23 protein-coding genes are annotated in these 19,303 nt (G+C 58.3%); 9 read left to right on the top strand and 14 right to left on the bottom strand.

The annotated features are described in order from the left end of the window. Positions 1–157 precede the first annotated feature (157 nt). The 5 genes from JUI81_RS15275 to JUI81_RS15295 form a co-directional block, all read right to left on the bottom strand. The gene (locus tag JUI81_RS15275) at positions 158–1,489 is read right to left on the bottom strand and encodes a deoxyguanosinetriphosphate triphosphohydrolase (protein ID WP_007940029.1); all 1,332 of its coding nucleotides are present in this window, start codon (positions 1,487–1,489) and stop codon (positions 158–160) included. A 67-nt stretch (positions 1,490–1,556) separates the two neighbouring features. After that, the gene (locus JUI81_RS15280; RefSeq protein ID WP_019582520.1) at positions 1,557–2,720 is read right to left on the bottom strand and encodes an EAL domain-containing protein; all 1,164 of its coding nucleotides are present in this window, start codon (positions 2,718–2,720) and stop codon (positions 1,557–1,559) included. A gap of 125 nt (positions 2,721–2,845) precedes the next feature. Further along, positions 2,846–3,187, bottom strand: coding sequence for a hypothetical protein (locus JUI81_RS15285; RefSeq protein ID WP_019582519.1), 342 nt, complete (start codon positions 3,185–3,187; stop codon positions 2,846–2,848). Next, positions 3,184–3,573, bottom strand: coding sequence for a phage holin family protein (locus JUI81_RS15290; protein ID WP_018930007.1), 390 nt, complete (start codon positions 3,571–3,573; stop codon positions 3,184–3,186). Before JUI81_RS15290 ends, JUI81_RS15285 begins: the two co-directional genes overlap by 4 nt. Before the next feature lies 1 nt (position 3,574). Continuing rightward, positions 3,575–3,889: a YqjD family protein gene (locus tag JUI81_RS15295; protein WP_007940034.1), complete on the bottom strand. Its 315-nt coding sequence runs from the start codon at positions 3,887–3,889 to the stop codon at positions 3,575–3,577. A 306-nt stretch (positions 3,890–4,195) separates the two neighbouring features. Between JUI81_RS15295 and JUI81_RS15300 the strand changes: the two genes are divergently transcribed. After that, complete coding sequence (locus JUI81_RS15300) at positions 4,196–5,404, top strand: ammonium transporter (RefSeq protein WP_026331948.1); 1,209 nt, start codon at positions 4,196–4,198, stop codon at positions 5,402–5,404. Position 5,405: 1 nt separating this feature from the next. Here the strand turns inward: JUI81_RS15300 and JUI81_RS15305 are convergent, their stop codons facing one another. Continuing rightward, positions 5,406–7,118 carry a monovalent cation:proton antiporter-2 (CPA2) family protein gene (locus JUI81_RS15305; protein WP_028939023.1) on the bottom strand — a complete coding sequence of 571 codons (1,713 nt, stop codon included), beginning with the start codon at positions 7,116–7,118 and terminating at the stop codon, positions 5,406–5,408. A 199-nt stretch (positions 7,119–7,317) separates the two neighbouring features. On the opposite strand from JUI81_RS15305, the gene JUI81_RS15310 reads away from it, so the two are divergent. The 3 genes from JUI81_RS15310 to JUI81_RS15320 all read left to right on the top strand — a co-directional run bounded on the left by JUI81_RS15310 (position 7,318) and on the right by JUI81_RS15320 (position 9,004). Next, positions 7,318–7,560 (top strand): glutaredoxin family protein, encoded by a 243-nt coding sequence (locus JUI81_RS15310; RefSeq protein WP_019582515.1) that lies wholly within the window; start codon positions 7,318–7,320, stop codon positions 7,558–7,560. 160 nt (positions 7,561–7,720) lie between these two features. Further along, positions 7,721–8,041 carry a hypothetical protein gene (locus JUI81_RS15315; RefSeq protein WP_007895054.1) on the top strand — a complete coding sequence of 107 codons (321 nt, stop codon included), beginning with the start codon at positions 7,721–7,723 and terminating at the stop codon, positions 8,039–8,041. Positions 8,042–8,113: 72 nt separating this feature from the next. Then, the gene (locus JUI81_RS15320) at positions 8,114–9,004 is read left to right on the top strand and encodes a pseudouridine synthase (RefSeq protein ID WP_028939024.1); all 891 of its coding nucleotides are present in this window, start codon (positions 8,114–8,116) and stop codon (positions 9,002–9,004) included. 84 nt (positions 9,005–9,088) lie between these two features. Here the strand turns inward: JUI81_RS15320 and JUI81_RS15325 are convergent, their stop codons facing one another. Both JUI81_RS15325 and mobA read right to left on the bottom strand, forming a co-directional pair. Further along, a complete protein-coding gene (locus JUI81_RS15325; protein ID WP_007940041.1) occupies positions 9,089–9,310 on the bottom strand; it encodes a YgdI/YgdR family lipoprotein in 222 nt (73 codons plus the stop codon). A 76-nt stretch (positions 9,311–9,386) separates the two neighbouring features. Beyond that, positions 9,387–9,989 carry a molybdenum cofactor guanylyltransferase MobA gene (gene mobA / locus JUI81_RS15330; protein WP_019582513.1) on the bottom strand — a complete coding sequence of 201 codons (603 nt, stop codon included), beginning with the start codon at positions 9,987–9,989 and terminating at the stop codon, positions 9,387–9,389. An 81-nt stretch (positions 9,990–10,070) separates the two neighbouring features. Between mobA and moaB the strand changes: the two genes are divergently transcribed. Together moaB and glp are read left to right on the top strand one after the other, a co-directional pair. Further along, positions 10,071–10,610: a molybdenum cofactor biosynthesis protein B gene (moaB, locus tag JUI81_RS15335; RefSeq protein ID WP_007940044.1), complete on the top strand. Its 540-nt coding sequence runs from the start codon at positions 10,071–10,073 to the stop codon at positions 10,608–10,610. Next, a complete protein-coding gene (glp, locus tag JUI81_RS15340; RefSeq protein ID WP_204124608.1) occupies positions 10,594–11,820 on the top strand; it encodes a gephyrin-like molybdotransferase Glp in 1,227 nt (408 codons plus the stop codon). Before moaB ends, glp begins: the two co-directional genes overlap by 17 nt. A 66-nt stretch (positions 11,821–11,886) precedes the next feature. Here the strand turns inward: glp and JUI81_RS15345 are convergent, their stop codons facing one another. Further along, positions 11,887–12,195: a hypothetical protein gene (locus JUI81_RS15345; RefSeq protein ID WP_019582511.1), complete on the bottom strand. Its 309-nt coding sequence runs from the start codon at positions 12,193–12,195 to the stop codon at positions 11,887–11,889. Positions 12,196–12,519: 324 nt separating this feature from the next. Here JUI81_RS15345 and yegS point away from each other — a divergent pair, with 324 nt between their 5' ends. Next, positions 12,520–13,437, top strand: a complete 918-nt coding sequence (gene yegS / locus JUI81_RS15350) for a lipid kinase YegS (protein WP_019582510.1) — start codon at positions 12,520–12,522, stop codon at positions 13,435–13,437. Here the strand turns inward: yegS and JUI81_RS15355 are convergent. The 3 genes from JUI81_RS15355 to JUI81_RS15365 form a co-directional block, all read right to left on the bottom strand. Beyond that, complete coding sequence (locus JUI81_RS15355; protein WP_019582509.1) at positions 13,421–14,080, bottom strand: response regulator transcription factor; 660 nt, start codon at positions 14,078–14,080, stop codon at positions 13,421–13,423. The genes yegS and JUI81_RS15355 overlap by 17 nt on opposite strands. After that, positions 14,077–14,970 carry a sensor histidine kinase gene (locus JUI81_RS15360; RefSeq protein ID WP_204124621.1) on the bottom strand — a complete coding sequence of 298 codons (894 nt, stop codon included), beginning with the start codon at positions 14,968–14,970 and terminating at the stop codon, positions 14,077–14,079. Before JUI81_RS15360 ends, JUI81_RS15355 begins: the two co-directional genes overlap by 4 nt. Before the next feature lie 492 nt (positions 14,971–15,462). After that, positions 15,463–15,933 carry a hypothetical protein gene (locus JUI81_RS15365; protein ID WP_019582507.1) on the bottom strand — a complete coding sequence of 157 codons (471 nt, stop codon included), beginning with the start codon at positions 15,931–15,933 and terminating at the stop codon, positions 15,463–15,465. A 462-nt stretch (positions 15,934–16,395) separates the two neighbouring features. Here JUI81_RS15365 and JUI81_RS15370 point away from each other — a divergent pair, with 462 nt between their 5' ends. Both JUI81_RS15370 and JUI81_RS15375 read left to right on the top strand, forming a co-directional pair. Continuing rightward, positions 16,396–17,331: a chemotaxis protein CheV gene (locus JUI81_RS15370; protein WP_018929995.1), complete on the top strand. Its 936-nt coding sequence runs from the start codon at positions 16,396–16,398 to the stop codon at positions 17,329–17,331. 140 nt (positions 17,332–17,471) lie between these two features. Further along, positions 17,472–18,275 (top strand): MOSC domain-containing protein, encoded by an 804-nt coding sequence (locus JUI81_RS15375; RefSeq protein ID WP_204124609.1) that lies wholly within the window; start codon positions 17,472–17,474, stop codon positions 18,273–18,275. 69 nt (positions 18,276–18,344) lie between these two features. Here JUI81_RS15375 and JUI81_RS15380 read toward each other — a convergent pair whose 3' ends face one another. Further along, positions 18,345–18,629, bottom strand: a complete 285-nt coding sequence (locus tag JUI81_RS15380; protein WP_018929993.1) for a pyrimidine/purine nucleoside phosphorylase — start codon at positions 18,627–18,629, stop codon at positions 18,345–18,347. A gap of 74 nt (positions 18,630–18,703) precedes the next feature. Further along, on the bottom strand, positions 18,704–19,252 hold the full coding sequence (locus JUI81_RS15385; protein ID WP_086944671.1) for an exonuclease domain-containing protein: 549 nt from the start codon (positions 19,250–19,252) through the stop codon (positions 18,704–18,706). Positions 19,253–19,303 lie beyond the last annotated feature (51 nt).

The following is a 19,303-nucleotide window of genomic DNA, read 5'->3' on the forward strand; positions in this document are numbered from 1 at the left end:
GCAGTGGGTGTGCAATTGTTTCGCGAGATGGCCGAACAATCGATCAGTCAGCTCTGCACAAGGTGTAGGGCGATTCTGTCGATGTTGAAATACAGATGAATGTCGAGGCATTCGATCAGCCGTTCAGGCATCGCTGACACGGCTGATCGATGCGCTGTTATCCGTGGCTTGAACGACCGGTCATTTCCAGCGCCATTTCACCGGCATAGCTGTCGGTCATGCCGGCGATGAAATCAATCATGCGCAAAAAAGAGGTGTGCAACGGGCCATGGGGATCGGGTGCATTGTTGCCCAACAGGTCGAGTATGCGCCGGTTCTTGAAGGAGGGCGTACGACCGTTGTGCTGCTCCAGTGCTGCGCCGCAAAAAGCATTGAGCAGGATTTCCAGGGTGGTGTAGGCGCCGATTTCGTGGAGCGTCTTGCGCTTGTCCTGGAAGATTTTTTTGCGTGCCATGTCCTTGGCATTCAAGACACAGCGTTTGGCCGGGCCATGCATGTGTTCGACAAGGTCCCCCGGTAGCGTGCCGGACAGCAACGCGTCCTGTTGCTCGACAAAGGCTCGGGCTGCTGCGTTGGTCAGGTGTTCGATGGCTTTTCCCCGCAGAATCGCCAGTTTGCGCCGCCGCGAATCCTGTGGACCGAGCTGGCGATAGGTTTCCGGGAGATCGTCGCCCACCAGGTCCAGCAGCAGGGACTCGACTTCGGCGTACTCCAGCAGCTCCATTTCCAGGCCATCTTCCAGATCGATCAGCGCGTAGCAGATGTCGTCGGCGGCCTCCATCAGATACACCAGCGGATGGCGCGCCCAGCGCTGCTCTTCCAGTTGGGGCAGGCCGAGTTTATGCGCGATCTGTTCCAGCAGCGGCAGTTCGCTCTGGTAGCAGCCGAACTTGTGTTTCTTGTAGCCCAGTGAGTCGGCGTGCCGGGCCGTCCACGGGTATTTCAGGTAGGTGCCCAGGGTGGCATAGGTCAGCCGGGTGCCTCCTTCGAACTGATGGTATTCAAGCTGGGTGAGCACCCGGAAACCTTGGGCATTGCCTTCGAAGTTGAGGAAGTCGTTGCGTTCGGCTTCGCTCATGGCATCCAGCCAGCCACGGCCGGCGGCCTGCTGGAACCAGTGGCGGATCGCGTCTTCGCCAGAGTGGCCGAAGGGTGGGTTGCCGATGTCATGGGCCAGGCAGGCCGATTGCACCACCATCCCCAGGTCGCTCGGTTCGCACCAGTCGGGCAGCGCGCTGCGGATGGTTTCACCGACGCGCATCCCCAGCGAACGGCCGACGCAGCTGACTTCCAGCGAGTGGGTCAGGCGTGTATGAATGTGATCGTTGCTGGAGACCGGATGGACCTGGGTCTTGCGCCCGAGACGGCGAAACGCGCCTGAGAAAATGATCCGGTCGTGGTCTTTATGGAAAGGACTGCGGCCGAGTTCTTCCGGGCTGTGCACAGGTTTTCCGAGGCGTTCGCGGGTAAGCAGGGTGTGCCAATCCAAGGCTGGTTTCTCCGTCAGGTGACTGAACCCCTAGCTTCCCGTTTCGCGCTGGTACCTGCAAGGAGAACTACAACCCCGCAGCGTCGATATCGATGAGCAGTAGCCGTTCGCCGTTATCGAAAAACTGCCCGGCAGTGAGGCAGTACTGATTGCTGGTGGCGTCGCGGTAAGTGTTGGAAAGCGTCAGACGGCGCTCATCCCAACCCTCGGCCAGCAGGTGATAGAAATAGGGGCGCCATGACCAGTTATGGCCCAGGTAGCGGTTATCGGCTTCCCAGCCGTTGTTGCGCCATTCCAGGTTGGGGGTCAGTTGCGTGCCGTGGCGGTCGCACTGATAAAAACGCAGCAGCCATGGAAACGCCTGCAGTTGCGGCAAGGCGCTGAGGGGGGCGCTGGCTTGAGCCCAGGCTTGCAGGATGGTCATCAGTTCGCTGAGTTGCTGGCGCATGATCATCAGGCGAGCGCGTTCAGTCAGCTTTTGCTGAACGTAACGCTGGCGCAGTTGCGCGAAGCGCTCGACAAAGGCGTCGGTGGCGAAGAAATCCGCTTGCGCTCGGGCGAACAGAAAACCCTGTACGTAGCGTGAGCCACACTCCAGGGCAAAATTCAGTTGAGCTTCGGTTTCCACACCTTCGGCGATGATCCAGCAACCGGTTTTTTCCGCCATTTGCGCCAGTGCCTTGACCACATCGCTGCTGGGACCGCCCAACGCGGCGGCCTGGAACAGTCGCATGTCGAGTTTGAGAATGTCCGGTTGCAGGGCCAGCACGCGATCGAGTTGAGAGTAACCGGCACCGAAATCATCGATGGCGATCCGCGCCCCAGCTTGCCGGTAGCGGGCCACGACTTCAGCCAGACGCTGGCTGTCGCCGCCCAATTCGGTGATCTCGAAGACGATTCGCTGTGCATCGACACCATGCCTGCTCAGTTGCTTGAGGCTCGGCAGTGCCTGGTCCCGGCGCAAGCGGCTGATCCAGCGGGGTGAGATGTTCAGGCTGAGAAACCAGTCCGCGGGCGCTTCATGCAGACGGCTCAGGGCGTTGTCGCGAATCTGGCGATCGAGACGTCGCAGGGCGATGGCCGGGGTTCGCGGATCGGCGAACAGCGCACCTACCGAGATCAGTTGACCATCGGCCTGGCGCAGTCGGCCCAGCGCTTCGACACCCGCGATACGGCCTGTGGCGGTATCGATGAATGGCTGAAAACAGGCGAGCGGTTGCCCGTCGATCACGAGGCCTCCTTATTAAGGTGTTGTTCTGGATAAATACCTGATCGCCAGGTAGGCACGCGGGATCAACCTCTCGATAAAGAGGTTGATCCCGGTGGTACTGCAAGAATGCAGCCAGACAAGACTGATTAGTGTTTGCGCGAAGCGCTCTGCATGACCAGCTTGATCAGCGGCCCTAGTGCGGCGCCCAGGCTAACCAGCTTGGTCAGGCTGCCGAGACCGCCGCCCTTGGCACCCTTGCCGGTCAGAAAACCCAACCCGAGCACGGCGGCGATGCCCCAGAGCGGGGCGTGTTTGATGCCGAAGCCGTCTTGTAGGCTTTGTGTCATGCCGCGCACCCGTTGCAGGGGCTGCAGCAGTTGTTGGGATTCGTGGCGAATTTCCTGGCGATGCATTTCCATGCGCAGGCGGATCAGTGCCTTGCGCATTTCAGTTCGCGAACTATTGCGGGGAAGTTCAGGCATGCTCATGGCAACAGACGCTCCCGATCATTGGCCAGCTCTTCGAGGGTGCCATGGAAGGGTGAGGATTCATCGAAAATCGCTGCCCTCAAGCGCATCGCGCAGAACAACGTAGCGAGGGTGTAGAACACACAGAGCCCGATGATCGCCGCCAGGCGATAGGTGTCCCAGAACAGGATTAACACCAGCGTCGACAACCCCACCAGCAGCAACAAGGCAAAGACCAGCGTCAGGCCTGCAAACAGCAACAGGCTTACGGTACGTGCTTTTTGCTCCTGCAGTTCGATGCCGAACAGTTCGACATGGCTATGCAGCAATCCAAGAAACGCGGCACCCAGGCGCCGCGATGAAGAGCGGGTGCCCGTCGCGGACGAGCCGGATTCATCGATCGCCATATCAGCGCCGAGTGGCCAGCAGACCAATCAGGAAACCCACGCCGGCTGCAATCCCGACCGATTGCCATGGGTTGGCCTGAACGTAATCTTCCGTGGCGGCGACGGCCGCTTTGCCGCGCTCTTGCAGGGCGTCTTCGGTCAGCTTCAGGGTTTCCCGGGCACGCAGCAGGCTGTCGCGGATCTGTTCGCGCAGCTCGTCGGCCTGATCACCGGCCAGGGAGGCGGTGTGTTCCAGCAACCGTTCGGTGTCGCTGACCAGTGTCTGAAAATCTTCCATCAGAATTTCTTGAGCAGTCTTTGCCTTGATGCGTGCCATTGGTGATCTCCGTAAGTGGCTTCTGAAGCGTTCGAGTATGAGCCTTGCGCGAAGGTTCAGTACAAATGACTGGTACAACTTTTGCTACGTCGTGGTGCGTCAGCCGGCGCTATTGCGCTGTTGCCGGGCATGATTTCAGGAAACCCCTGACTCAAACAATTAAAACTCGCGCAGAGGCGGCGGTCTTGTGCGCCAAAGCGGTTCATCCGGATCAGCGCAACGGGCTGGATGAGCTGCAACTTGGTGCGTCAGCCATCTTCGCGAACTGCTTTGGTGCTTTTTTTCAGCCTTCAGGTCTGCCAATCCATGGAAAATCTGCAAAGTGCTGTGGACAGTCTGGTCCATAGCTCCAACACGTTGTTCATCCTTATCGGTGCGGTCATGGTTCTTGCCATGCACGCCGGTTTCGCCTTTCTTGAGGTCGGTACGGTTCGCCAAAAGAATCAGGTCAACGCCTTGTCGAAGATCCTCAGCGACTTCGCCATTTCGACCCTGGCCTACTTCTTTATAGGCTATTGGATTTCCTATGGGGTCAGTTTTATGCAACCGGCGGCGGTGATCACCGCCGATCATGGCTATGGGCTGGTGAAGTTTTTCTTTCTGCTGACCTTTGCCGCGGCGATACCTGCGATCATTTCCGGAGGCATCGCCGAGCGCGCCCGGTTCGTCCCGCAGTTGTGCGCGACGGCGCTGATCGTGGCGTTTATCTACCCCTTCTTCGAAGGCGTGGTCTGGAACGGCAACTTCGGTCTGCAAGCCTGGTTGCTGGAACATTTTGGCGCCAGTTTCCATGACTTTGCCGGCTCTGTGGTGGTTCACGCCATGGGCGGCTGGCTGGCACTCGCGGCGGTGTTGCTGCTGGGGCCGAGGCAAGGTCGTTATCGCGACGGGCGACTGGTGGCATTCGCGCCGTCGAGCATTCCCTTTCTGGCGTTGGGGTCGTGGATCCTGATCGTCGGCTGGTTCGGTTTCAACGTGATGAGCGCCCAGACCCTGCAAGGGGTCAGCGGGCTGGTGGCGGTGAATTCGTTGATGGCGATGGTCGGCGGCACGGTGGCGGCGTTGATCGTCGGGCGCAATGACCCGGGCTTCCTGCATAACGGCCCGTTGGCCGGATTGGTGGCGATCTGCGCCGGTTCGGATCTGATGCACCCGGTGGGCGCATTGGTGACCGGCGCCATCGCCGGGGGCCTGTTTGTCTGGTGCTTTACCGCAGCTCAAGGCAAGTGGCGTATTGACGATGTGCTGGGTGTCTGGCCTTTGCATGGGCTGTGTGGTGTCTGGGGCGGGATCGCTTGCGGCATCTTCGGGCAAACCGCTTTGGGTGGTTTGGGGGGGGTGAGCCTGATCAGCCAGTTGATCGGCACCTCTTTGGGGGTGGTCGTGGCGCTGGCCGGTGGTTTTGCCGTGTATGGCGCGATCAAGGCGGTCCATGGCTTGCGCCTGAGCCAGGAAGAAGAGTATTACGGCGCGGATTTGTCGGTGCACAAGATCGGCGCCGTGAGCCAGGATTGAATCAGCGTTCTTCATCGTTGGCGCCGGGATAAAAATCGTGCAGCAGGCGATAGCGGTCATGTCGTACCTGGTCGACCCGATCCTGCACCTGCTGACCGGGTATGCCCAGCATGATCAGCGCGTGGGAGGCGAGCATCAGGCTGGACTCCAGCAACTCGGGTACGACTTCGCTGGCACCGGCCGCCTTCAACTCGGCCAACTGGCTGTCATCCCGGGTGCGCACCAGGATCGGCACGGTCGGGTTGAACCGCCGTGCTTCCTTGAGAATCAGCAGGGCGATGTCCGTCTTGTCCACGGCAACCACCAACAATCTTGCACGCTCCAGCCCTATCGCGATCAGCAGCTCGCCGCGGCGTGAGTCGCCGTAGTGCACACTGCTTTCATTGACCACGGCTTCCTGGACCCGAACCGGATCGGTGTCCAGCGCGATGTACGGTTGCTGAACATGACGCAGGAAACGCCCGATGGATTGACCGACGCGGCCGTAGCCACAGATCACCACGTGATTGTGCAGGCCGGCGTTGAGCGCGCTGATTTCTTCGAGTTCGGCTGCTTTGTTGGGTTTGCGGTGCAGACGCATGGCGATGCGGGGAGCGGCGCGCAGGAGTACAGGCGTTACCAGCATCGAGCAGAACGTGGCGGCCAGCAGCAGGCCGCCGAGGTCGGCGGGCATCAGTTTGTTTTGTTGCATCTGCGCCATCAGGGCAAAGCAGAATTCGCCGCCCTGGGCCAATGCCAGGCCGCTACGCCAGGCGGTTTCACCATCGCTGCCGCGCCATTTGACCAGCAGGGCGACCACGGTGCCTTTGATCAGCAGCAACCCAAGCGTCAGACCGAGAATCAGCAGGCCGTGGCTGGCAAACAGGCGCAAGTCGATCAGCATGCCGATACTGACGAAGAACACTCCGAGCAGAATATCGCGGAACGGACGGATGTCGGCCTCGATCTGATGTCGGTAATGGCTTTCCCCCAGCAGCATGCCGGCAAGAAAGGCGCCCAGGGCAGGAGAGAGGCCGAGCAGGTGAGTCAGCCAGGCCGTCAGCAGAACAATCACCAGTGCCAACAGCACGAACAGCTCCGCGGACCGGGCCGCGGCGACTTCATGGAACAGCCGTGGCAGAAACCAGCGACTGACCAGCAGCAAACCGACGAACAGCACCAGGGTCTTGGCCAGCGTCAACGGCAGCGCCCAATACCAGGCCTGGTCGCTGCTGCCGGCGAATACCGGCACAAGCGTCAGCAGCAACACCGCAATCACGTCCTGGAACAACAGCACGGCGATGGCATTCTGGCCGTGACGGCTGAATATTTCGCCGAGGCTGCTCAACTCCTTGCTGACAATGGCGGTAGACGACAGCGCCAGACCGGCGCCGAGTAACAGGGCCGGTGTGATCGGCATGCCGAACAGCATCAGCAAAGCTCCCAGCAAGATCCCGGACCCCAGCACTTGCAGGCTGCCCAGGCCAAACACCACCTGGCGCAGTGCGAGCATCTTCGACAGGGAAAACTCAAGCCCCAGGGAGAACAGCAGGAACACCACGCCCAATTCAGCCAGATCGGGCAAATCTTCGTTTTCGTTCACCCAGTTGAACGCTGTCGGCCCGATCATCAGCCCTACGCACAAGTAGCCCAGCACCGGTGGCAAACGCAGGCGCTGGAACAGTGCAATCACCACCAGGGAGGAGGCGAGGATGATCAACAAGTTGGCAAACACAAAAAACTCCGGTGAGGGTTCTGGCTACTCAAGCGTAGAGGCAAAAAAGACGAGAGCATCGCGCAAATGACCGCTGACGCAAATGATTTGCGTCAGAGTTTTGCCGAAATCTCTTGAAATCACCGTTGCTCGGACGTCGGCTCGACTGCGTTTGATGGCGGGCCTAGAATGAGCGCTTACTTCGTTTGGTCTTGTCGTCATGCCTCCTGAATGTCAGCTGTTCGGCACCGTTGGTTGCCATCTTTGTGAAGTCGCCGAAGCCATGCTGATGGAGTTTGTCGAGCGTGGTCTGTTGGTGGAGCTGGTGGATATCGCTGACGATGAAACCTGGTTCGAAGCCTACAGCCTGCGTATTCCGGTGTTGCGTCGGGTCGATACCGGCGCTGAACTGGGCTGGCCGTTTAGTGCCGAGCAGGTGGTGGCGTTCCTGCGCGAATCCTGACACTGCTGGCGATGCCCCACCTGTCGCGATCCTCGTTTCATTCGTTGGCGAAAGGTTGGTTATTCGGTTACTGTATGTGTATACAGTTATTCGGATTGCCTGCCATGCTTCTCCCTGTTCGGGTTTGGGCAGATGATCCCGGACGTCAGAGGGATGAAATGTGGTCAATGTCGAACAATTGAAGAACAGCGTGAACCGGATGTCGGCGGACGTGGTGCGCGAGGCGGTTCTCGAATTGCGTCTGGATGGTCTGGTCACGGAAGGAAAAACGCCTTTCAACAAACTGCATTTCAATACCTGTTTCGCCGAAATCGAAGCCTTGTTCCAGCGTGCGGGTTATCACCGGCAGCTCGATGTCGTGGGCTATCAGGGGTTGTTGTATGCGCTTTATGATCCGGGTCGCTGGGAAGCGGTCGATGTGCTGCGCTGGCTCAAGGAGTTCACCGAAGCGGCCGCTCGAACGCAGTCAATACCGGCCTGAGGATTCTCTTCTAGGTTCGTTCCGGCCACTGTTGGATAATGCTGCCCTGCATTGAGGGTTAGAGTTTTTCGTATGTCCACTTCATCGTTTTCTGCTGCGCACAACCAGGCCAGCACGCTCTATCTGCCGCCTGGTCCGTGGCAGACCGTATTCGATTGCCTGTGCGAACACTTCAGCGCCATCGGTCGTGAGCAATGGCTGGACAGAATTGCTCGCGGTCGTGTCCTCGATGGGCAAGGCATGCCGATCGCCCTGGACCTGCCTTACAAGGAAGGTTTGCGGATTCATTATTTTCGTGAAGTACCGGACGAAAAACCGATCCCGGTGGTGGAGTCGATCCTCTATGCCGACGAGCATCTGGTGGTGGCGGACAAACCGCACTTCCTGCCGGTGACGCCGGCTGGGGAGTATGTGGAGCAGACATTGCTGCGACGACTGATCCGGCGACTGGATAACCCGCATCTGGTGCCTTTGCATCGTATTGACCGGCATACAGCAGGGCTGGTGCTGTTCTCAGCCAATCCTCAGAGTCGGTCGGCGTATCAGTCGTTGTTTCCTACACGTCAGATCGAAAAACGCTACGAAGCAATCGCCCGGGCATTGCCTGAACTGACCTTCCCGATGGTTCATAAAAGTCGACTCATCGATGGCGAGCCGTTTTTTCGCATGCAGGAAGGTCCGGGCGTTAGCAATACGGAGACGGCTGTCGAGGTCAGGGAAAAAAACGGTGAATTCTGGCGCTATGCGCTTTACCCGGTAACGGGCAAGAAACATCAGTTGCGAGTGCACATGGCGGCCCTGGGGGCTGGCATCTGCAATGACCCGTTCTATCCGCAGGTGCTCAAGGACGTAGAAGACGACTATGCCAACCCCTTGAAGCTGCTGGCCCAGGGATTGCGATTTGTCGATCCGGTCACGGGGCAGGAAAGAGAGTTCGAAAGCACAATCGCCCTGGAGTGGTGATTACAGGCAAACCTGCTTTTCTTCAGCCACGAAAAAGCCCGCTTTAAAAGCGGGCTTTTCTGTATCCGATGGTCGCCGCAAAGATTACAACTCTTTAACGGTACGAACCTGATCCTTGTTGATACGGATGTGTTTGCCATCCAGTTGTTCGAACTCGTAAAAGCCCGATTCTTGATCGTACTTAGGCGCGTCGACGGCCTGGATTTCTCGACCGTCATTCAAGGTGATCACTGAAGGCGATGCACAACCGGCGAGGGTCGCAAGGCCCAGTGCGAGCATGAAAGTGGCGAGGGTCCGTTGGGTCATGGGTGTGTCTCCGAATGGAAAATCTTTTGAATACTGAGCTTGAGACGTATGCAGCGCGCGCAAGTTCCTTCGAGTGTCAGTCTGACACAGTGTGATGCGTGCTTAACAGTTCCGGCGTATTGAGGTTGGCCAGGCGAGGGTCGTTGTCGGGGCACTGCAGGGCCATGGCGCCCAATGTGCGCATCAGTCGGCCCGGGCTGCGCTCGCCTTCGTTCCAGGCCGTCTCGAAAGCCCCTGAAAGAACGACGGGAATCATGCACAGCAAAGGTTCCCAGTGTTCTCCATGGCGCAGCATCAACGGTTTGTCCGGATGCTGCGCGGCAGTCTCACGCATGTTCTGGAGCAGTGCCGCATCGATGCGTGGCACATCGCAGGGCAATACCAGCAGGTGCGTGTGGCGGGCGGCCTTCAGGCCTGCGCGAATACCCGCCAATGGCCCCGGAAAGTCGCCTTCATCGTCATGGACCAGTTGATCCGCATAAGGCGCATATTTCTCCAGGTTTCTGTTGCAGGAGATGATCAGATCATCACTCAGCAGACGGGTCTTGCGGTGCAGATGCGCGATCAGTGGCTCGCCGTGCCATTCCAGCAAACCTTTGTCCTGACCGCCCATGCGTTGGCCACGCCCGCCCGCCAGGAGCAAAATGGAGCATGGCGCCAAAGGTGTATCCGAGGTCATTGCACTTCTCCATGGGGGCGGCGAAAAAATGAGGCGCTGTGATATAACACCGGGCTGTTTCTCCTACAACTGGACGAGCCTATGAAAGCCAAGGCTGATGTACCTTTCGCACCGCTCAACATCGCGGTGCTGACTGTCAGCGATACCCGCACCCTGGAAACCGATACCTCAGGCCAGGTCTTCGTTGACCGCTTGAGCGCTGCCGGTCATAACCTGGCAGCCCGTGTATTGCTCAAAGATGATCTCTACAAAATTCGTGCGCAAGTGGCCAACTGGATTGCCGATGAAGTCGTGCAAGTGGTGCTGATCACTGGCGGTACCGGGTTTACCGGTCGTGACAGCACGCCCGAAGCGGTGAGTTGCTTGTTGGATAAGCAGGTCGATGGTTTTGGTGAACTATTCCGGCAGATATCGGTGGCGGATATCGGTACTTCCACGGTTCAGTCCCGGGCCTTGGCCGGTCTGGCCAATGGCACGCTGGTTTGCTGCTTGCCGGGTTCGACCAATGCGGTGCGCACCGGTTGGGACGGCATTCTCGCCGAACAACTGGATTCCCGGCACCGTCCGTGCAATTTCGTGACCCATCTGAAACAGGCGGCACCCTGTGAATCCCGCGGGTAAGCCAGGCAAGACTGGCAGCCTGATGGCTGTCGAGGTGGCGCTCGCGCGGCTACTGGAAATGGCCGACGCCTCGAGAATTCATGAGCACCAACGCTTGCCGTTGGCGCAGGTTCAGGGGCGTGTACTGGCTGCTGATCTGGTCTCGACACTTGATCTGCCGCCTTGGCCCAACAGTGCCATGGATGGGTATGCCTTGCGCGTCGCCGACTGGACGGGAGAACCGTTGCCGGTCAGCCAGAAGATTTTTGCGGGTCAGGCTCCGGAGCCCTTGAAGCCTGGGACCTGTGCGCGGATCTTCACCGGCGCGCCTGTGCCCGCGGGTGCCGACTGTGTCGAGATGCAGGAGAACGCCGAGGTTCAGGCGGATGAGCGGGTACGTTTCACCGAGACCATGACCCCGGGGCAGAACATCCGTCCACAAGGCCAGGAAACCACCGCCGGTGAGTTGATCTTGCCCGCCGGTACACGCCTGGGTCCCATCGAACAGGGGCTGGCGGCATCGTTGGGGTGCGCTGAACTGGATGTGGTTCGCAAGGTTCGTGTTGCGGTTTTGTCTACCGGGGATGAGCTGATTGAGCCGGGCCAGGCCCTTGGACCGGGACAGATCTACAACAGCAATCGAGTGTTGCTTTGCAGCTGGTTGCAGCGCTTGGGCTGTGAGGTGATCGATGCTGGCATTCTTCCCGATGATTTAGCGACCACTCGTGCCCGTCTCGGCGAGTTGAAGGATGTCGACCTGATTCTCTCCACCGGTGGCGTATCGGTGGGAGAAGCCGACTTTCTGGGCATTGCCTTGCGGGAAGAGGGCGAGTTGACCCTGTGGAAGCTTGCCATCAAGCCAGGCAAGCCGCTGACGTTCGGGCATTTTCGCGGTGTGCCTGTCATTGGTTTGCCCGGCAATCCGGCGTCAAGCCTGGTGACTTTTGCTCTGTTGGCGAGGCCCTACCTCTTGCGCCGCCAAGGCGTAAAAGAGATCGAACCCCTGAAGTTTCAGGTACCGGCAGGGTTTGTCTGGCCAAAGGCTGGTAACCGACGTGAGTACTTGCGCGGACGCCTGGAGAATGGCCGGGCAATCATCTACAAGAATCAGAGCTCTGGCGTACTGCGCAGTGCCGCCTGGGCGGATGGTCTGGTTGAAGTGCTGGAGGACCGTACGCTGATCGAGGGTGATAGTGTGAGCTTCATCCCGTTGAGTGAAGTCCTGGGCTGATGCAGGTCCTGGTTCTGCCACGCAAGCCCGGTCGAAAGCGTTGGGGCTTGCGTGCATGACCGTTCCTTAATTTGCCAGAAGGGTCACGACCTGGTCGAAGCGACTGTTGGAGATCCAGCTCAAAAGCCCTAGGACCACAGCTGTTCCGCCAGCTGAATAGGCAAGCCTGTGCTTGATGGATTTTACGTCGCCGCGGACTTCATCCAGGTCCCTGCGGATGTACTTGAGATGTGTCTCCAGTTCCGTGACGCGAGGTTCCATATCAACTTCTCCGGTGGGTTTTGCGCTGCTTTTGAATTCAGCCTGCTGATTGGCGTGATTGTCTGAGAACGGCGTAATCGGAGTTACCGATTGCCTGAGGTCATGGCTTTGCATGGAATAATTGGCTCCTTGCGTTAAAACCATTCAGGTGGCCGATACTGTTATTACTTACGATTTTTGAGGACCTTAAAGGGGTTCCATTCATTGTTTGCACGTCCCTGTGTAATTTACTGGTGATGACTGATAACCGCTGACACAACGGTGTACCAATTGCCCTGATGGGTCAATTGAGCCGATTCCTCAGGTTTTGTAAGAAAAAATACCGCTCTGTAGGACTCAACTGTCCTTCCCCTGGAAATAATTGAAATCCTTGCGACTTTTATGAGGGGCTGCGAGGTCAACATCTCCCATACGGATTCGGAAAGGGGGGTGATCACAATGAGCGAGCGCAAGGCGCTGTTGATTCTGCATGGCAAGCAGGCACTCAATGAGCAGGTCCGTTCAGCTGTCGAAGGCAAGCGCCAACAAGGCTGGGAACTGGCTGTTCGATTGACCTGGGAGGCCGGTGATGCGCAGCGGCTGGTGGGGGAAGCATTGGCGGCGGGCTATACGCAGCTGATTGCCGGCGGCGGCGATGGCACCTTGCGTGATATCGCCGAAGCCATGGCGGCGCATTCGACGCAGGCCAGCCTGGTGCTTTTGCCCTTGGGCACCGCCAACGATTTTGCACGCGCCGCGGGTGCGCCCCTGGAGCCCGCTCAAGCGCTGGAACTTTTGGAGGCCGCCCCGCATGCCATTGATCTGGGGGAGGTCGGCGGGCAGGTTTTTCTGAACATGGCCACGGGCGGCTTTGGCAGTCAGGTCACGGCCAATACTTCCGAGGATCTGAAAAAAATTCTTGGCGGCGCGGCTTATCTCTTCACCGGTTTATCGCGCTTCAGTGAGTTGCATGCGGCCTATGGCGAGTTGCAGGGGCCGGATTTTCACTGGGCCGGTGAGTTGTTGGCATTAGGCATCGGCAATGGCCGACAGGCTGGTGGTGGTCATATGTTGTGCCCGCAGGCGCTGGCTGACGATGGTCTGCTGGATATCAGCATTTTGCCCGCGCCCCAGGAAGTGGTCGGTACCTTGAAAGACCTGCTGACCGATGGTTTCGGAATCGACAGCATGTTTGTGCGAGCCCGCTTGCCGTGGGTCGAGATCAAAGTATCGGAGGGCCTTTATATCAACCTTGATGGTGAGCCTCTGGAGGGCGATAGCCTGCGTTTTTCGGCACGGCCGGCGGCATTGCGGGTGCATTTGCCCGAGGGCTCGCCGCTGCTGAGCGGCTCGAATCCGGCTAATCGTCCAGACTGATGATTTGCTCGCGTACGGCGAACAACACCAGGCCGGCCACATCGTAGATCTGCAAGCGTTTCATGATCTGCGAGCGGTGGGTTTCGACAGTCTTGATGCTCAGGCCCAAGCCATTGGCAATTTCCCGGGTGGATTTTCCGCGAACAATCAATCGCAGGATTTCCAGCTGGCGTGCCGTCAGGTTGTGCGAGTCCTGGGTTGGCGCCTGATTTTTCTGGGTTCGGGTCAGCGCCTGGTTGATGACGGTGTGGGCAATGGCCGGGCTCAGGTAGCGTTCGTTATTGCGCAAGGCATCCAGGGCATGTTCGAGCTCGGTGGCCGTGGTGTCTTTGAGCAGGTAGCCATGAGCCCCGGATTCGAGTGCTTGCATGATGAGCGCCGGGTCGGTGTGCATCGACAGGATGAGCACTTTGCACTGCGGACGTACTCGTTTGAGTCGCTGCAAGGCTTCAAGGCCACCGGTTTTCCTCATGGAGATATCCAGCAGGATGATGTCCGGCGACAGTTGCTCGACCATCTCGAGTAACTGCGAGCCGTCACTGGCCTCCCCAATGACCGCATAGCCAGGAATATCCAGCACCAGAGCGCGCACGCCAGCCCTGATAAGCGAGTGGTCGTCCACCAGAAGTAAGTTACAAGTCAACGCATAACCTTATTCGTGCTGGCCCGTTCCAGCGCACGGGGCGCCCAGGGGAAGAGTGCTTCGATTTGAGTGCCTTTGCCTGGCTCGCTGGTCACGGTCAGCGTGCCGCCCAACTGATCGATCCGTTCCGACATTCCAGCCATTCCGCGTTGCCCCTCGCGAGCAGGGTCTGCCGCTGGCTCGAACCCCAGGCCGTCGTCACTGATTAACAACGTCAGGCCTTGGGGCAGACGTTGCAGGCGGACCAACAGATTCCTGGCTTCGGCATGGCGCAGCATATTGGTAACCGCTTCTTGAGTGATGCGAAAGGCCGCCACCGCCATTTCTTCCGGTATGCCAGTCAAACGTTGATGGCATTCCAGGCTCCAGTTCACAGACGTATTGGCCAGGGTTCTGAGTAAATGCGCACGCAGACTGGCTTCCAGCCCGAGACTGGTCAACTGTCGTGGGTTCAGGATGGCTGATACATCACGAACTTTGGTCAGGGTTTCGTCCAGCGTATCGCAGAGGACCGAACATTGACCCTGCAGTTCTTCAGGCAATCGACGTTTGAGCCATTCACTCTGAAGTTTTGCGGCGGTCAGCAATTGGCCAATATCATCATGCAGTTCCCGACTGAGCCGGTGACGTTCATTTTCCTGAACTTCCAGCAGACGGTCGGCCAATTCTTGAGGTTGAAACTTTATCGATTTGAGCGAGAGGCGATGCCCCACCCAGACGCAGGCCAGCGCCGCAGTATTGAGCACCAGCAGACTCACCGGCAGAGGCATCGACAAGCTGTAGACCAACAGGCTGCCAAGCGCCGAGCAGGTGCACACGAAAAGCGTGAACCGGCGCGCGCTTTTTCGGGAGGGTGGCCACAGGGCGATTGACTTGAGGCTGGCGTACATAGCGGATGGAGCCAATGGATGTTCGCTGCGGGCAGACCGGTCATAAGGGCTGACGGGTCTCTGTTTGAAAATAGGTTGTATGAGTCGCCTTTAATGACGGCAGTGCAATGCTCGAAATAAAGCCTTCAATGTTATGAGCTTGTTCGCGCCAAGGGTCACTCTGTCATTAATTGACGTCAACGAATGGGCGGCATAATACCACTTAAGATACCGTTGGTCGCGTTCGGCATATAGGTAGGCATCTTCAGGAAATAACGTTTTTGGACGATAGTTCCATAATGGAAAAACTTTTTGATTTTTATCTTCGAAAGATATCGAGTGTGCCAGGCGTTTAGATTTTATTGGCAGGCACTATCTGAAGTCGGGGCCGGGGTATCTATTTGTTACGAGCTGCCGTCGACGGGTATGAAATATTCAAATGCGGTATGCGCACACTCAAGTTACAGGGCGACATCATTACAATAAAAAATGTGCAACACAGGGTTGATGAATTCAAGCCTGTCGTTCAGAGAACGAAACGAGCCTGAACTGCTTGGAGTGGCTGGGCGGCTGAAACTGACTTTGTCCCACTTGAAATGCAAACGCTTCGATCAGGGACGTCTGTTCACTGTCATCGAGGCCGAGTTGGCCGGTGGTCTGGTCGATGAGTTCGAGTTGCCAGGCCATTAACGTGAAGCAATCCTTGAGTGCATCCAGGGCCTGATCGTGCAGGTCCATGTGATTCTGGGCGTGGCTCAGCAATCCATGAATGTGCAGCGAGAATTCCGAAACCGTTGCCAGTGCCAGGGCATCGGCCTTGCTCGCCAGCTTGAGAAGGGTGCTGAGCATGCAATCGATGGCGTCCTTGTCATTGCTGATCAACTGCAAATGACTCAGGCACTCCTCGGACTTGGCCAGGAGTGTTTCAGCCTCGACGAGAAACTCCGGAATTCGCTGGGCCCACTCTTTAGGGTTGTTCGCCATGCTTATCTCCACAACGTCATGTCAGATGAGGGAATGTCGTGTGTGTCGACGAGAACCTTACGTGTCCCGGCGCTGCCATGCCTTGGTGAGATCGCGCTCTGGCAGGCTTGGGCACCGACTGGGGAACTCGAGAGGGTGGATGGCCACTGACCTGCGATCGCACACAAAAGCCTGACTCCGTTCATGCAATGAGAATGGCGTCACATTAATGGCTATTGGATATTGCGAACATCAGGTTGGGCCTGATTGTGCCTAGGGGAATCCCTTACACAGGGGAACCTAACGTGCAAACCGAGGTCGCGCCGCAAGGGATGAAGCAGATGGAATCACGGGGTCAGTAAAGCATGATGTTAATGTGACATCAATGCTTGGACATGGCATTTTGTCCGGGGGTCAAGATTCGGCAAAAACTGCCGATAACTCTCTTTAGTGAATTCATCAGAACAAGCCCAGGAGTCATTAATGGCCGGCATTCTCGACACGGTAGACCAACGCACGCAACTGGTGGGTGAGAATCGCCTGGAAATTCTCATGTTCCGGCTGGCCGGACGGCAATTGTTCGCGATCAACGTCTTCAAGGTCCAGGAAGTGCTGCAGCTGCCGAAACTGACCCTGATGCCGCAGCGCCACCCCTTTGTTTGTGGCGTGGTCAACCTGCGTGGCCAGACGCTGCCGGTGATCGACCTGTCCCAGGCCATCGGCATGCGTCCGCTGGTGCCAAGCCCCACCAGTACGATCATCGTCACCGAGTACAACCGCTCGGTGCAGGCATTTCTGGTCGGTGGCGTGGACCGCATCGTCAATATGAACTGGGAAGCCATTCTGCCGCCGCCGACCAGCGCCGGTCGCCAGCATTACCTGACCGCCATCAGCAAGGTCGACGATCAACTGGTGGAAATCATCGACGTCGAAAAAGTCCTGGCCGAAATCGTGCCGTACAACGCCAAGGTCTCTCGCGACAAACTCGACGATCCGGTTCTGGAGCGCGCCCGTGGCCGTGAAGTGCTGCTGGTGGATGACTCGAACGTGGCTCTGTCGCAATTGCGCGACACCTTGGGTCAGTTGGGCGTGAAAATGCACATCGCCAGTGATGGCTTGAAGGCGCTGAACATGCTCAAGGCCTGGGCTGATACCGGTGTGAACATGACCGACAAACTGTTGATGATCTTTACCGATGCGGAAATGCCGGAGATGGACGGCTATCGCCTGACCACCGAGATCCGCAACGACCCCCGTTTGCGCGGCCTTTATGTGGTCCTGCACACCTCGTTGTCGGGTAGCTTCAATGACTCGATGGTCAAGAAGGTCGGCTGCGACAACTTCCTCTCCAAATTCCAGCCCGACAAACTCGTCGACGTGGTGCGTCAGCGCCTGATGCTCGACGAAGTGCCGGCCTGATAACGATCTGGAAAAGCGCGGCGGCAGGGTTTGGGGCTGCTGCGCAGCCCAACGGGGGCAAGCCCCCTCGCCACAGGGGTTTTGATTCGGCGATCAAGCTCGTATAGGGTGGCGTTTTTGCCCACCAGGGAGCTGTGGCCATGCATCTGAGCGCGCTTTATCGTTTTCCGTTGAAATCCGGCAAGGGCGAGACCTTGAATCAGGTCAGCCTGGACAAACTGGGGCTGGACGGCGATCGACGCTGGATGCTGGTCGACGAGGCCAGCGGGCGTTTTCTGACCCAGCGCGCGGAGGCGAAAATGAGTCAGCTGTCTGCGTTGTGGAACGCAAGCGGTGGCTTGACCCTCAGTGCCCAAGGCCATTCACCGATCGATATTGCCTTGCCCGTCAGCGATGCAGAGCTGCGTGGCGTGACCATCTGGCGCGACACCTTGCGCGTGCCCGATGCCGGTATTGCTGCGGCTGCCTGGGTCAGTGAGTTCATCGGCAAGCCGACGCGTCTGGTGCATGTGCCGCTCGATCGTGCGCGGACCACCCAGGCCGGCTACGGCAAGGACGACGATCAGGTGGCTTTTGCCGACGGTTTTCCGTTGTTACTGATTGGCCAGGCGTCGCTGGAAGACTTGTCGCAACGGGTCGGGCGACCGCTGGAGATGCTGCGCTTTCGGCCCAATCTGGTGATCGAGGGCAGCGAGGCGTTCGCCGAAGATGGCTGGAAGCGCATCCGCATTGGCGATGTCGAGTTCCGCGTGGTCAAGTCCTGCTCACGTTGCATTCTGACCACCATCGACCCGCAGACCGGCGAACGTAGTGACGACCGCGAACCTCTGGCGACCTTGCAGCAATATCGGGCTCAAGAGGACGGCGCGATGTTCGGGCAGAACCTGGTCAATGACGGTAACGGTCGGCTCGAAGTCGGCATGCCGGTGACGATCCTCGAATAGCAGCCCTGATAAAAAATGCCCGTGTTCTTGGACACGGGCATTTTTTTTTCGCTGTGAAACCCTAGGGGTTTAGCCGCGGTATTCGCACAGGTAAGCGGTGTCGACGGCCACTTTCAGCTGGAACTTGCTGTTGGCGGGCACGTTGAACTGGCTGCCGGCGGCGAAGGTTTGCCAGTCGCTGCTGTCAGGCAGTTTGACGGTCAGGGCGCCGGACACCACGTGCATGATTTCACGCTGGCTGGTGCCGAATTCGTATTCGCCCGGTGCCATGACGCCGATGGTCGCCGGACCTTCAGCGGTGCCAAAGGCGATCGACTTGACGGTGCCGTCGAAGTACTCGTTGACTTTAAACATGGGCGATTCCTCGAAAAGGGCTAAAAAGGGCCGGCCAGTATGCACAAGGTGTCGATAGGCGTCACCTCCTGCACTCAAGGATTGGCGGGGAAAATCAGCGGTAACAGGCGCGCGGTATTGCGCGCATCCTCCAGCGCCCGATGCTGCTGACCGTTGAACTGCAGGCCCGCCAGTTGCAGGGCGCCATTAAGCCCCAGCGGGCGCTCCAGTCGACAGGCCTTGGCGAAACGTTGCTTGAGATTCATGTGCGGCACCCGGTTCAGGGCGCTGTCGAGTTGCAGCCGCTGCCATTCCTGAAGCAGCTGTTTGCGGTCGTAGTCACCCCAACTGGCCCAGCCTTCCAGATTCGAGAGATGTTGGTCGAGCCAGTGTTCGAACGAAACCCAGACGTCGCTCAGGGGCTGGGCAGCATCGACATTGGCCTGGGTGATGTGGGTCAATTCGCGGCAAAACGGGGTCAACAGGGGCCGACGCAACGGGCGCACGAAGCACTGGAAGTGATCCAGTTCCCGGCCTTTGCGGTCCACGAGGGTGGCGCCGATTTCGATGATTTCCATTTCTGTTACTGGCCAGCCGCCCTCATCGGTGGTGGCTTCCAGATCAATGACCAGCCAGTGAGGCATTGCAGGTTTCCTGGTATCCGCATCCTGATAGGGCTTGAGCGTAGCCAAACC

This window comes from Pseudomonas sp. 008 (genome assembly GCF_016861935.1).
Classification (GTDB): domain Bacteria; phylum Pseudomonadota; class Gammaproteobacteria; order Pseudomonadales; family Pseudomonadaceae; genus Aquipseudomonas.

What these genes read in the sequence shown, in the direction of transcription:
- JUI81_RS15360 (WP_204124621.1), bottom strand. Translation starts at nt 14,970, where the DNA reads ATGTACGCCAGCCTCAAGTCAATCGCCCTGTGGCCACCCTCCCGAAAA.
- JUI81_RS15300 (WP_026331948.1), top strand. Translation starts at nt 4,196, where the DNA reads ATGGAAAATCTGCAAAGTGCTGTGGACAGTCTGGTCCATAGCTCCAAC.
- JUI81_RS15295 (WP_007940034.1), bottom strand. Translation starts at nt 3,889, where the DNA reads ATGGCACGCATCAAGGCAAAGACTGCTCAAGAAATTCTGATGGAAGAT.
- JUI81_RS15310 (WP_019582515.1), top strand. Translation starts at nt 7,318, where the DNA reads ATGCCTCCTGAATGTCAGCTGTTCGGCACCGTTGGTTGCCATCTTTGT.
- JUI81_RS15290 (WP_018930007.1), bottom strand. Translation starts at nt 3,573, where the DNA reads ATGGCGATCGATGAATCCGGCTCGTCCGCGACGGGCACCCGCTCTTCA.
- JUI81_RS15345 (WP_019582511.1), bottom strand. Translation starts at nt 12,195, where the DNA reads ATGCAAAGCCATGACCTCAGGCAATCGGTAACTCCGATTACGCCGTTC.
- mobA (WP_019582513.1), bottom strand. Translation starts at nt 9,989, where the DNA reads ATGACCTCGGATACACCTTTGGCGCCATGCTCCATTTTGCTCCTGGCG.
- moaB (WP_007940044.1), top strand. Translation starts at nt 10,071, where the DNA reads ATGAAAGCCAAGGCTGATGTACCTTTCGCACCGCTCAACATCGCGGTG.
- JUI81_RS15385 (WP_086944671.1), bottom strand. Translation starts at nt 19,252, where the DNA reads ATGCCTCACTGGCTGGTCATTGATCTGGAAGCCACCACCGATGAGGGC.
- yegS (WP_019582510.1), top strand. Translation starts at nt 12,520, where the DNA reads ATGAGCGAGCGCAAGGCGCTGTTGATTCTGCATGGCAAGCAGGCACTC.
- JUI81_RS15285 (WP_019582519.1), bottom strand. Translation starts at nt 3,187, where the DNA reads ATGAGCATGCCTGAACTTCCCCGCAATAGTTCGCGAACTGAAATGCGC.
- JUI81_RS15325 (WP_007940041.1), bottom strand. Translation starts at nt 9,310, where the DNA reads ATGACCCAACGGACCCTCGCCACTTTCATGCTCGCACTGGGCCTTGCG.
- JUI81_RS15320 (WP_028939024.1), top strand. Translation starts at nt 8,114, where the DNA reads ATGTCCACTTCATCGTTTTCTGCTGCGCACAACCAGGCCAGCACGCTC.
- JUI81_RS15380 (WP_018929993.1), bottom strand. Translation starts at nt 18,629, where the DNA reads ATGTTTAAAGTCAACGAGTACTTCGACGGCACCGTCAAGTCGATCGCC.
- JUI81_RS15375 (WP_204124609.1), top strand. Translation starts at nt 17,472, where the DNA reads ATGCATCTGAGCGCGCTTTATCGTTTTCCGTTGAAATCCGGCAAGGGC.
- JUI81_RS15370 (WP_018929995.1), top strand. Translation starts at nt 16,396, where the DNA reads ATGGCCGGCATTCTCGACACGGTAGACCAACGCACGCAACTGGTGGGT.
- JUI81_RS15365 (WP_019582507.1), bottom strand. Translation starts at nt 15,933, where the DNA reads ATGGCGAACAACCCTAAAGAGTGGGCCCAGCGAATTCCGGAGTTTCTC.